Annotated in this window: 11 protein-coding genes; 9 read left to right on the top strand and 2 right to left on the bottom strand. The window is 72.1% G+C overall.

Annotated elements, in window-relative coordinates:
- Positions 1-3: 3 nt before the first annotated feature.
- The 9 genes from AB0C26_RS38800 to AB0C26_RS38760 are packed head-to-tail and all read left to right on the top strand — an operon-like array spanning position 4 to position 10218.
- On the top strand, positions 4-798 hold the full coding sequence (locus tag AB0C26_RS38800) for an alpha/beta fold hydrolase (RefSeq protein ID WP_360258133.1): 795 nt from the start codon (positions 4-6) through the stop codon (positions 796-798).
- Positions 795-1586 (top strand): siderophore-interacting protein, encoded by a 792-nt coding sequence (locus AB0C26_RS38795; protein WP_360258131.1) that lies wholly within the window; start codon positions 795-797, stop codon positions 1584-1586. The genes AB0C26_RS38800 and AB0C26_RS38795 overlap by 4 nt, the downstream gene beginning before the upstream one ends.
- Positions 1579-2919 carry a cation:proton antiporter gene (locus tag AB0C26_RS38790; protein WP_360258129.1) on the top strand — a complete coding sequence of 447 codons (1341 nt, stop codon included), beginning with the start codon at positions 1579-1581 and terminating at the stop codon, positions 2917-2919. Before AB0C26_RS38795 ends, AB0C26_RS38790 begins: the two co-directional genes overlap by 8 nt.
- Complete coding sequence (locus AB0C26_RS38785) at positions 2916-3668, top strand: 2,3-dihydro-2,3-dihydroxybenzoate dehydrogenase (protein WP_360258127.1); 753 nt, start codon at positions 2916-2918, stop codon at positions 3666-3668. The genes AB0C26_RS38790 and AB0C26_RS38785 overlap by 4 nt, the downstream gene beginning before the upstream one ends.
- Before the next feature lie 29 nt (positions 3669-3697).
- Positions 3698-4870 carry an isochorismate synthase gene (locus AB0C26_RS38780; protein WP_360258124.1) on the top strand — a complete coding sequence of 391 codons (1173 nt, stop codon included), beginning with the start codon at positions 3698-3700 and terminating at the stop codon, positions 4868-4870.
- Positions 4860-6419 carry an AMP-binding protein gene (locus AB0C26_RS38775; RefSeq protein WP_360258122.1) on the top strand — a complete coding sequence of 520 codons (1560 nt, stop codon included), beginning with the start codon at positions 4860-4862 and terminating at the stop codon, positions 6417-6419. Before AB0C26_RS38780 ends, AB0C26_RS38775 begins: the two co-directional genes overlap by 11 nt.
- A gap of 1 nt (position 6420) precedes the next feature.
- Entirely contained in the window at positions 6421-7047 is a 627-nt protein-coding gene (locus tag AB0C26_RS38770) for an isochorismatase family protein (protein WP_360258119.1), read from the top strand.
- Between the two features lie 11 nt (positions 7048-7058).
- Complete coding sequence (locus AB0C26_RS38765) at positions 7059-8318, top strand: SidA/IucD/PvdA family monooxygenase (protein ID WP_360258117.1); 1260 nt, start codon at positions 7059-7061, stop codon at positions 8316-8318.
- 7 nt (positions 8319-8325) lie between these two features.
- On the top strand, positions 8326-10218 hold the full coding sequence (locus AB0C26_RS38760; protein WP_360258114.1) for an ATP-binding protein: 1893 nt from the start codon (positions 8326-8328) through the stop codon (positions 10216-10218).
- A 13-nt stretch (positions 10219-10231) separates the two neighbouring features.
- On the opposite strand, the gene AB0C26_RS38755 is transcribed toward AB0C26_RS38760, so the two are convergent.
- Positions 10232-11113, bottom strand: a complete 882-nt coding sequence (locus AB0C26_RS38755; RefSeq protein WP_360258112.1) for an alpha/beta hydrolase — start codon at positions 11111-11113, stop codon at positions 10232-10234.
- 86 nt (positions 11114-11199) lie between these two features.
- A complete protein-coding gene (locus AB0C26_RS38750; RefSeq protein WP_360258110.1) occupies positions 11200-12117 on the bottom strand; it encodes an S-4TM family putative pore-forming effector in 918 nt (305 codons plus the stop codon).
- Positions 12118-12132: the final 15 nt, after the last annotated feature.

Here is a 12132-nt window from a genome sequence, read left to right as displayed (position 1 = left end):
CAGATGCCCGTCATCGACGGCCTGCACTACGCCGAGGCCGGCCGCGGCCCCGGTGTGCTGCTGCTCGCCGGGAACGGCGCGCGAGGGCGCACCTGGCACCTCTACCAGGTGCCCGCGCTCGTGGCGGCCGGCTACCGCGTCGTCACCTACGACGCCCGGGGGCTGCCGCCCAGCGACACCCCCGAGGTGGTCACCATGGCCGACCTCGTGGCCGACGCCGCCACCCTCATCGAGACCCTGGGTCTGGGCCCGTGCCGGATCGCCGGATCCTCCATGGGGGCCCGGGTGGCCGCCGAGCTCTGCCTGGAACGGCCCGAGCTGGTCGACCGGGCGGTGCTGATGGCCACCTTCGGGCGCCGCAGCGCCTACCAGGCCGCCATGACCGCCGCCGAGCGCAGCCTTCGGGCGGCCGGGATCGAGCTTCCGGACGCCTACCTCGCCGTGGTGCGCGCGGCCGTCAACCTCTCGCCGCGCACCCTGGCCGACGACCGGCAGGCCCAGGACTGGCTCGACGTCTTCCAGATGCCGCTGCCGGGCGCCGCCGGGACCCCGAGCCGGCAGGAGGCCGGCGCCGAAGAGGACCGGCTGAAGGCGTACGGGGAAATCGAACGCCCCTGTCTTGTCGTGGGTTTCGCCGACGACCTCATCGCGCCGGCCACCGGCGGGCGCGAGGTCGCCCGGGCCATACCCGGGTCCCGGTACGCCGAGATCCCCGACGCCGGCCACTACGGCTACCTGGAACAGCCCGAGCGGCTCAACGCCGAGCTGATCACGTTCTTCGATGGAGAGACCGCATGAGCACCCTGGCCCGCGAGGTCGAACTCGTCTGGCACGACCTCACCCCCCGGCTGCTGGAGGTGGTACGCGTCCAACGGCTCACCCCGGGCATGGCCCGCGTCACGCTCGGCGGCGAGGAGCTCGACGGCTTCAAATACGGCGCGCCCGACGACCACGTGAAGGTCTTCTTCCCGGCGCCGGGCGCCGAACTGCCCGTCATGCCGACGCTCGGCGAGGAGGGCCTGGAGCCGCCGCCGCCCGGATCGCCGCTGCCCATCTACCGCGACTACACCATCCGCTACCTTCGGCCCGAGAAACGCGAACTCGACATCGACTTCGTGTTGCACCAGCACGGCCCTGGCGGCTCGTGGGCGGCCACGGCGCAGCCGGGCCAGCGCGTCGGCATCCTCGGCCCGCGCGGGTCGAACCTGGTCCCGTACACCTTCGACTGGTATCTGCTCGGCGCCGACGAGACCGCCCTGCCCGCGCTCGCCGCCTGGCTCGAGCAGCTGCCCGCCGGCGCCACCGTGCTGGCCTTCGCCGAGGTGGCCGGCGAGGCCGAGAGGCACGAGCTGGACCACGTCCAGTGGCTCTTCCGGGATCGCGGCGAGACGCTGGCCGCCGCCATCGAGCGGCAGACGTTGCCCGAGGGCGACGGCTACGTGTGGATCGCCGGTGAGGCCACGGGACTGAAGCCGATCCGGCGTGAGCTGCGAGGCCGGGGCCTCAACCGCAAGTGGATGGAGATCGACGGCTACTGGAAGAGGGGCGTCGAGAACCTGGACCACCACGAGGACGACGATGAGTAGCCCGCTGCCCGGTCTCGCTCCGCACACCCTGCTGGTCTTCCTGCTCCAGGTGTCGCTGCTGCTGATGGTCGCGCTGGCCCTCGGCCGGCTGGCCACCCGGCTCGGCCTGCCCGCGCTCGTCGGCGAGCTGCTGACCGGTGTCGTCCTCGGCCCGTCGCTGCTGGGCGCGCTGGCCCCCGGCGCCTTCGCCTGGGTGCTCCCGGCCGACGCCGGCCAGCTCCACCTGGTCGACGCGGTGGGCCAGTTCGGCGTGCTCCTGCTGGTCGGGGTGACCGGCGTCCAACTGGACACCGCGATGCTCCGCACGCGCGGCGTCACCGGCGTCAAAGTCAGCCTCGCCGGCCTCCTGCTGCCCTTGGCGCTCGGCGTCGCCGCCGGCTTCCTGGTGCCGGCCGCGCTGCTGACCGAGACCAGCGACCGGGGCACCTTCGCGCTGTTCCTGGGCGTGGCCATGTGCGTGACGGCCATCCCGGTCATCGCCAAGACGCTGTCCGACATGGGCCTGCTGCATCGCGACATCGGCCAGCTGACGCTGGCCGCCGGCATGGTGGACGACGCCGTCGGCTGGTTCCTGCTGTCGGTGGTCTCGGCCGCGGCCACGACCGGGGTACGGGCCGGGGCCGTCACGCTGTCGGTGGTCTACCTGATCGGCTTCGTGGTGGCCGCGCTCGTGATCGGCCGTCCGCTCGTGCGCCGGGTGCTCGACCTGGCCGGCAGGGCCGGTGACGGTGGCCCCCGGGTCACCGCGTCGGTGGTGCTGATCCTGCTGGGCGCGGCGGCCACCCACGCGATGGGCATGGAGGCGCTGTTCGGCGCGTTCGTGGCGGGCATCCTCATCGGCCAGGCCCGCGCCGCCGAGAAACCCGATCCACGACCGGGCCGCTCGATCTGGCGCGACCTGTCGCCGCTGCGCACGATCGTGCTGTCGGTGCTGGCGCCGATCTTCATGGCCACGGCCGGCCTGCGGATGGACCTCACCGCGCTGGCCGACCCGAAAGTGCTGCTGGCCGGCGTCGCGCTGCTGCTGGTGGCGATCGTGGGCAAGTTCGCCGGCGCCTACATCGGCGCGCGGGCCAGCCGGCTGTCGCACTGGGAGTCGATCGCGCTGGGCGCCGGCATGAACTCGCGCGGGATCGTCGAGGTCGTCGTGGCCACCACCGGCCTGCGCCTGGGCGTGCTGTCCATCGCCACGTACACGGTCGTGGTGCTCATCGCCGTCGTCACCTCGGTGATGGGGCCGCCGATCCTGCGCTGGTCGATGTCGAAGGTACGGATCACCGAGCGCGAGGAAGAACGAGCCCTCGCCTTCTCCGGACAGGGGTCACCCGCATGAGTGGAATCGCACTGGTCACCGGCGCCGGGCAGGGCATCGGCCGGGCGGTCGCGCTCGCCTTCGCCGAGGCCGGCACCCGGGTGGCCGCGGTCGACCGGGAGGCTGAGGGGGTCGAGCGGCTGGCCGCCGGGCACGACGGCATCACGGCGTACGTCGCCGATGTGTCCCGCTCGTCCGAGGTCGACGGCGTGGTCGAGGCGGTCGAGCTCGGCCTCGGGCCGATCGCGGTGCTGGCCAACGTGGCCGGCGTGCTGCGCACCGGCGCCGTCGTCGGCTTCTCCGACGACGACTGGGCGGTGCTGTTCGACGTCAACGCCGGCGGGGTCTTCCGGGCCAGCCGGGCCGTGGCCCGCCGGATGACGGCCCGCCGGGCCGGGGTGATCGTCACGGTCTCGTCCAACGCGGCCGGGATCCCGCGCTCCGGCATGGCCGCCTACGCCGCGTCCAAGGCCGCCTCGACCGCGTTCACCAAGAGCCTCGGGCTCGAACTGGCCCCGTACGGCATCCGCTGCAACGTGGTGGCCCCCGGCTCCACCGACACCCCGATGCAGCGCTCGCTCTGGGACGAGACCGGCCCCGGCCCGGTGATCGCCGGTGATCCCGCCACCTTCCGTACCGGCATCCCGCTGGGCCGGCTCGCCGAGCCCGAGGACGTCGCCGACGCGGTGCTGTTCCTCGCCTCCGACCGCGCCCGGCACATCACCATGCACGACCTGTACGTCGACGGCGGCGCGACGCTCCGGGCCTGAGCCCGAGCCTGACAAGGAGAACCATCGAAGTGACTACCGTCTCCGCCGCGACCACCGCGGCCGAGCTGCTGGCGGGCTACCGCCCGGGCCGCTCGTCGCTGTTCGCCTCACCGAGCGGCACCCTGCTCGCCGAGGACACCTATTTCGCGGTTCCGCCGTCGGGCCGCCGGGACGGGCTGGCCGACCTGGCCCACCGGGTCGACGCCGTCCTGGCCGTCGCCGAGGCGGCCGGCCACGAGGTCCGCGCCGTCGTGGGCGCGGTCCCGTTCGCCCCCGGCGCCGACGCCCACCTGGTCGTGCCGATGCGGCTGCGGCGTGGGGGCCCGCCGGCCCCCGGGGTGATCGACCTCAAGAGCCCGGTCACCCGGGTCCGGCCCGTGCCGGAGCCGGAGAAGTACGCCGCGGCGGTCGCCGACGCGGTCCGGCAGATCAACGCCGGCCGCTACACCAAGGTGGTGCTGGCCCGGTCGCTGCGGGCCGACGCCCCCGGCTTCGACCCGGCGCCGGTGGTGCGGGCGCTGGCCGGCCGCGACCCGAGCGGCTACACGTTCGGCGTCGACCTCGGCGGCGGCCGCACCCTGTTCGGCGCCAGCCCCGAGCTGCTGGTGTCCCGCCGGGGCCGGCGGGTCACGGCCAACCCGCTGGCCGGCTCGGCCGCGCGCAGCGGCGACCCGGCCGAGGACGCCCGCCGGGCCGAGGCGCTGCTGCGGTCGGAGAAGGACCGGCACGAGCACGCGGTGGTCGCGTCCGCGGTCGCCGACGGGCTCCGCCCGTACTGCGCGAGCCTGACCGTGCCCGCCGAGCCGTCGCTGGTGCGCACGGCGACCATGTGGCACCTGTCCACCCTCATCACCGGAACCGTCGCCGACCCGGCCGTCTCGGCCCTGCGGCTGGCGACCGCGCTGCACCCGACCCCGGCCGTGTGCGGCACGCCGACCGCCGCCGCCCGGGCCGCCATCGGCGAGCTGGAGCCGTTCGACCGCGGTTTCTACACCGGCATGGTCGGCTGGGTGGACGCCTCGGGCGACGGGGAGTGGGCGGTCACCATCCGCTGCGCCACCGCCGACGAGGACGGCCTGGACCTGTTCGCCGGGGCCGGCGTGGTGGCCGGCTCGGATCCGCAGGCGGAGCTGGCCGAGACCACGGCCAAGCTCGGCACCATGCTCGCCGCGCTGGGATTGGAGCTTTCCGATGTCCGTTGAGGACCTGTACCGGGAACGCGGGTACTGGATCGGCCAGACGTTCGACGATCTGCTCCGCGCCGCCGCGGAAAAGCACGGGAGCCGCGTCGCCGTCGTCGACGGCGACCGTGAGATCACCTACGCCCAGCTGCGGGACCGCGCCCTGCGCCTCGCCGCGGGCTTGCACGGCCTGGGAATCGGCAAGGGCGACCGGGTCGTCGTGCAACTGCCCAACACGGCCGAGTACTTCGAGGTCATCTTCGCGCTGTTCCGGCTGGGCGCCCTGCCCGTCTTCGCGCTGCCCGCGCACCGGGCGGCCGAGATCGGCTACTTCTGCTCGCACACGTCGGCGGTCGCCTTCGTGACGACCGGGGTGCACGAGGGCTTCGACCACCGGACCCTCGCGGCGGCCGCCGGCGGCGCCCGGCTGATCGTGGACGCGGAACTCGGCGACCTGCACGCCGATCCGTCCGGACTGCCGGACGGGCCGTCCGCCGACGAACTGGCCTTCCTCCAGCTCTCCGGCGGCAGCACCGGGCTGCCCAAGCTCATCCCGCGCACCCACGACGACTACCTCTACAGCGTTCGCGAGAGCGCCCGGATCTGCGCCCTGACACCGGAATCCGTCTATCTCGCCGTCCTGCCGGTGGCGCACAACTTCACCATGTCCTCGCCGGGCGTGCTCGGCGTGCTGCACGCGGGCGGCCGGATCGTGCTGGCCCGCCGGCCCGACCCGGCCACGGTGTTGCCGCTCATCGCGGTCGAGCGGGTCACCATCACCGCCGTCGTGCCGCCGCTGGCCCAGCTGTGGCTGGACGCGGTCACGGCGATGGAGAAGAAACCCGACCTGTCCAGCCTTCAGGTGCTGCAGGTGGGCGGGGCGAAGCTGGGCAGCACGGTCGCGGCCCGGGTCGGGCCCGTCCTCGGCTGCCGCCTCCAGCAGGTGTTCGGGATGGCCGAGGGACTGGTCAACTACACCCGGCTCGACGACCCGGACGAGATCGTGCTGAACACCCAGGGACGGCCCATCTCGCCGGACGACGAGATCCTCGTGGTCGACGACGCCGGCCGGCCGGTGGCCCGGGGCGAGGTGGGCCATCTGCTCACCCGCGGCCCGTACACCATCAAGGGTTACTGGAACGCCGAGGAACACAACCGGACCGCGTTCACCGCCGACGGTTTCTACCGCACCGGCGACCTGGTGCGGCACCGCCCCGACGGCTATCTCGTGGTCGAGGGACGGGCCAAGGACCAGATCAACCGGGGCGGCGAGAAGATCGCCGCCGAGGAGGTGGAGAACCATCTGCTCACCCATCCGGCCGTGCACGACGTGGCCGTGGTCGCCATCCCCGACGCCTATCTGGGCGAGCGGACGTGCGCCTTCGTCGTGCCGTGCCCGGACGCCACGATCACCCTGCCGGACATCCGCGCCCACCTGAGGGAACGCGGCCTGGCCGCCTACAAGATCCCCGACCGGCTGACCGTGGTCGAGGCGTTCCCCGTCACCGGCGTCGGCAAGATCAGCCGGCGTGAGCTGCGTGCGGCCCTGCGATCGCTGAAGGAAGGCTGACATGCTCCCGCGCATCACCCCGTACCCCCTCCCCACCGGTTTCTCCGTGCACAACGCCCGCGTCGGCTGGCACCCGGACCCGAACCGGGCCGCCCTGCTCGTGCACGACATGCAGAACTACTTCCTGGCCCCGTTCGGCACGGCCGACCACGCCCTCCTGGCCCGGGTCGTCGACAACATCGCGGCGCTGCGCAAGCACGCCCACGAGGCCGGCATGCCGGTCGTCTTCTCGGCCCAGCCCGGCGGGCAGAGCCTGGCCGACCGCGGTCTGCTGCAGGACTTCTGGGGCGACGGGCCGCCGCCGTCGGAGAGCGCGCTGGCCATCACCGACGCCCTCACGCCCGGCCCGGGCGACGTCCGGATCACCAAGCGCCGCTACAGCGCCTTCGTCGGCACCCCCCTGGCCGACCTGCTCGACGGACGCGACCAGCTCATCGTCACCGGGGTCTACGCGCACATCGGCGTGCTCGCCACCACCCTCGACGCGTTCATGCGCGACATCCAGCCGTTCGTCGTCGCCGACGCCGTCGCCGACTTCAGCCCCGCCCACCACCGCGACGCGCTGCGGCACGTCGCCGACCGGTGCGGTGTGGTCGGCACGGCCTCCGAGATCGCCACCTTCCTCTGAAAGGCAAAGACATGTTGGTGTACGACCTCGTCGGCATCGGCTTCGGCCCGTCGAACCTGGCGCTGGCCATCGCCGTCGAAGAACACGACACCCCGCTGAACGCGGTCTTCCTGGAGAAGCAGGAGGATTTCGGGTGGCACCGGGGGATGCTCTTCGAGGACGCCACCATGCAGGTGTCGTTCCTCAAGGACCTGGTCACCATGCGCAACCCGGCCAGCGACTTCAGCTTCGTGTCGTACCTGCACGCCCACGACCGCCTCGCCGAGTTCATCAACTTCAAGTCGATGTACCCGCTGCGCGTCGAGTTCCACGACTACTTCGCGTGGGCCGCCCGCCGGGTGGGCCACCTGGTCCGCTACGGCCACACGGTGACCGACGTGGTGCCCGTCCACGACGAGAACGGCGAGGCGTGGGCGGTCGACGTGATCAGCCCGCGCGGCACCTTCCGGGCCCGCAACGTCGTCGTGGCGGTCGGCCTGGAATCGAGCCTGCCGCCCGACGTCACCCCCGGGCCGCGCGTCTGGCACAACCTCGATCTGCTCCATCGGGTCGCGTCCTTCGACGTGCCGCAACCGCAACGCTTCATCGTCGTCGGCGCCGGGCAGAGCGCCGCGGAATCGGTCGCCTACCTGCATTCCCGCTACCCCACGGCCGAGGTCGACAGCGTTTTCTTCCGGTACGGCTACAGTCCCGCCGACGACAGCAGCTTCGCCAACCAGATCTTCGACCCGGCCGCCGTCGACCTGTACTACGACGCCCCGGCCGACGTGAAACGGATGCTGTTCGACTACCACCGCAACACGAACTACTCGGTGGTCGACGGCGACCTCATCGAGGAGCTGTACCGCCGTACGTACCGGGAAAGGGTCCTGGGCCGTGACCGTCTCCGCATGAGGCGCGCCTCCCGCATCGCCGGCCTGACGCCACGCGCCGACGGCGTGACCGCCGTGGTCGAGCACCTGCCCACCGGCGAGCTCACCACCCTGGAGGCCGACGCCATCGTCTACGCCACCGGCTACCGCCCGGTCGACGTGACCCGGCTGCTGGGCACCGCGGGCAAGCACTGCCTGCGCGACGAGGAGGACCTGCTGCGCGCCGGCCGCGACTACCGCCTGCTCACCGACCCGGACCTCAAGGCCGGCGTCTACCTGCAGGGCGGAACCGAACACGCGCACGGGATAACGGCCACCCTGCTCTCGGCCGGCGCCGTCCGGGCCGGCGAGATCCTCGCCTCGGTCGCCACCTCAACTGCGGCGCCCGGCGGCCGATAGGACGAACGTGCCGGAGCAGCTGTACCTGCTCGCGAACCTGGTCATCATGGTCGCCTACGCGGGGATCATGGTGGCCATCGTGGTGCCCGTGAGCCGGGCGGGACAGCTGCGCACGAACCGGCTGGCCCTGGCCACCGCGCTCATCTTCTTCAGCTGCGCGATCGGGCACGGTCTGCACGCGTGGTCGGTGTACCGGGCGATCCTCGACCACTCGGGCCACCTGCCGGGCTGGCCGCTCGCCGTGTGGGACGCCCTGACCGCCGGGGTCGGCGTCTACTACTGGTCGCTGCGCCGCAGCTACGGCGTCCTGCTCGGCGGCGGCTCCATGTACGTCTCGCCGGGCGAGCAGAGCCGCCTGGCCGAGGCTCGCTCGACGCTGGCGGCCGTGGTCGAGTACACCGACGACGCCATCATCGGCCTCGGCCTGGACGGGCGGGTGACCGCCTGGAACGGCGGCGCCGAGCGGCTGTTCGGCTACCGCGCCGACGAGATCGTCGGCCGGCCGGCTTCCCTGCTGACCGACGACGCCGGCCTCGCTCGGCAGACGGAGGTGCGGGAACGCATCGCCGCCGGCGAACGTGGCGTCTACTACGAGGCCCGGCGCCTGCACAAGGACGGCACGCCGGTCGAGGTCTCGCTGAACGTGGCCCCGATCCGCGACAACCTCGGCCGGGTCACCGGTGTCTCGGTGGTGGCCCGCGACATCCGCCAGGCCCGGGAGGCGGCCGAGCGGCAGCGCGCCCTCGAGGAGCGCACCCATCAGGCCCAGCGGATGGAGAGCCTGGGCAAGCTGGCCGGCGGCATCGCCCACGACTTCAACAACATCCTGGCCATCATCGTGAACTACACCGAGTTCGCCATCGAGGAGAGCGCCGGCCATCCCGGCGTCCAGGCCGACCTGAACCATGTGCGCACGGCGGCCGACCGGGCCATGGGGCTGACCCGGCAGCTGCTCACCTTCACTCGCGGCGACACGGTGCAGCCGCAGGACGTCGACCTCAACCGGGCCTTGGCCGAGGTGCGCGACATGCTGGAACGCACCATCGGCGAGCACATCACCCTGGCCGCCCGCCCCGGGGAGCAGCCGGTCATCGTGCGCGCCGACCCCGGCCAGCTCCAGCAGATCCTGCTCAACCTGGCCCTCAACGCCCGCGACGCGATGCCCGACGGCGGCGCGCTCGTGCTGGAGGCCGGCACCGCCGAGCTCGACGGCGACGAGGTGAAGATGCAGCCGGCCCTGCCCGCCGGCCGCTACGCCCGCCTTCAGGTCAGCGACACCGGCGAGGGCATGCCGCCCGAGGTGGTCCAGCGCATCTTCGAGCCGTTCTTCACCACGAAACCCCGGGGCCGGGGTACGGGGCTGGGCCTGTCGACGGTCTACGGCATCGTCACCGAGGCCGGTGGCGCCCTGAACGTCTACTCCGAGCCCGGCGTGGGCACCACCTTCCGCATCTATCTCCCGCTGGCCGCCGACTCCGCCGGCGCGGCGGTGACCGTACGGCCGGCGGCCCCGCCATCGGGCGACGGCCGCACCATCCTGGTCGTCGAGGACGAGATCGACCTGGCCCGGGTGGTGACCCGCATCCTGACCGCCGCCGGATACCACGTGCTGCTGGCCGACAGCGCCCCGCACGCCCTGGAACTGTTCGCCGACAAGGGCTGTGACGCCCTGCTGACCGACGTCATCATGCCGGAGATGTCCGGCCCCCGCCTGGCCGAGCTCCTGCACGAACGCGACCCCGCCCTCCCGGTCGTCTACATGTCCGGATACAGCAACGGCCTGCTCGGCGAGACGAGGGTCCTCGACCCCGGCATCCCCTTCGTCGAAAAGCCCTTCACCCGTCAGGACCTCCTGCACAAAGTCCACGACGCGCTGCCGGCCGCCCGCGTGTCGCCGTAGCGTTCTTCGAGGCCTACGACCATTGGCGTACGGTCGCCACGGCCTCCGCGAAGGCGGCGGGCGCCTCCTGCGGAAGGTTGTGGCCGGCGGCGACCAGGCGGTGCTCGTGCCGGGCGCTGAACATGGAGGCGTGCCCGGCGGTGCCGCCGGGCTTCAGGGTGTCGGTGGCGCCGTCCAGGGTCACCGCCGGCACCGTGATCTTCGGGCGCGCGGCGAGGCGGGCCTCGAGGTCCTCGTAGGCCGGATCGCCGGCGGCCCGGCCGAGCGCGTGCCGGTAGGCGTGGACGACGACGTCGACGAAGTCGGGATTGCCGAACGAGGGGGCGGTCCGGGCGAACGTCGCCTCGTCGAAGGCCCACTCGGGGGACCACTGCCGCCACAGCATCCGGCACAGGCCGGCCCGATGGGCGGCGAGGACTTCGCGGCCACGCTCGGTCTGGAACAGATGCTGATACCAGACCGCGTGCTCGACGGCGGGATCGAACGCGTGCCGTTGCCGCTCGATGTCGATGATGTCGTACCCGGCCAGTGACACCAGCCCGGCCACGCGCTCCGGCCACAGGGCGGCCACCACGCAGGAGGCGAGGCCGCCCCAGTCGTACCCGGCGACGATCGGCCGGTCGAGCCCCAGAGCGTCGATCAGCGCGAGCAGATCGGACCCGAGGGCGGCCTGCTGCCCGCTGCGAACGGTGGCCCCGGAACGGAACCGGGTGGGTCCGAAACCCCGCAGGTACGGCCGGACGACCCGCGCGCCTCGCGCCACGAGCACCGGGACGACCTCGTCGTAGGCGTGCGCGTCGTAGGGAAACCCGTGCGACAGGACGACCGGCCAGCCGCCGGCCGGCCCGTCCTCGAGATAGGCGACGGACAGCACACCGGCATCGACACTCTTCATGACCACACCATACGAACCCGGCTCGGCTCAGACGCGCGACACCGCCGCCGACACGTCACCGGGCCCGACCGGGACCGACCTCTCCGTCATGGCGCCGGCGACAGCGTGGCCAGAGCGTCGGCCACGCCGCGCGTACACTCGCGGCAATTGAGTTTGTCGCGTTCGTACGACAACCGGTAGAACGGGAACTTCGGCACCCGGGGAGCCCTGCTCCTCGTTCTGAACAAGACGTCCTGAAGTTGCCGGGAAAGTGTCACCAGCGACGCGCGCAGTGCCGGATCCAGGGGCCGTCGAGCAGCTTCCAATATCTGCTTCTCGGCGTAGTCGGCGACGCGTTCCCTCTCCTTGGCGACTGCCAATTGTTGCCGGATCGATTCGAGACCGAACAGCAGACCGCCGAGTGAGGGAACGTACCAGCCGACGAAGATCTGAGCGACCGTGAAGCCGCCCGCAACGCCGACAACGGCCCCGGCGAGGGTCCACGCGCCTATGACGACAGCGACGACGTTGGCGTACCTCCGCCGAACGCGGGCTCCCCACACAAGGTTCGTCAATTGGCGGGCGAGGACGTCGAAGGGCGGATCGAAGGCGGGTACGTCGTCCCAGTCGCTGTCTATGCGTCCTTTCTTGAATTTCCGGCTCAGGGCGCTCCGGTCGGCCGACCTGACCTCCGGCCCGGCGGCGACGTGGTTCCAAGGCAGCCTGAAGGCCTCGACTTCGAACTTCTCCTGCAGCTTCGCGGCCCGTTGAAGTTCGGCGTCCGCCCACCATGTCAATCCGACCGAGTTGATGGCGGCCCAGGCCGCACCGGCAAGGGTTACCCACGTCGCCGGAACCGATCTGATCGTCAATACGGCGCCCGTGACCGCAATGCCCGCTGAAATCAATAGCCGAGCCCCGAAAAGTAGGCGAACCCGTCGATGCGAAATTGACATGGCGCGCAGGGCGCTTTGGCCTTCGCGGCTCACCTGAAGCTTTTTGGTGGGCGGGTCGGGCGAAGACATGGCAGCAGTCTAGGC

It is taken from the genome of Actinoplanes sp. NPDC048796, from assembly GCF_040650035.1.
In the GTDB taxonomy this organism is placed as follows: Bacteria; Actinomycetota; Actinomycetes; order Mycobacteriales; family Micromonosporaceae; genus Actinoplanes.
The sequence above is the reverse complement of the archived record's forward strand: the minus strand, read 5'-3'. Positions and strand labels throughout refer to the sequence as shown.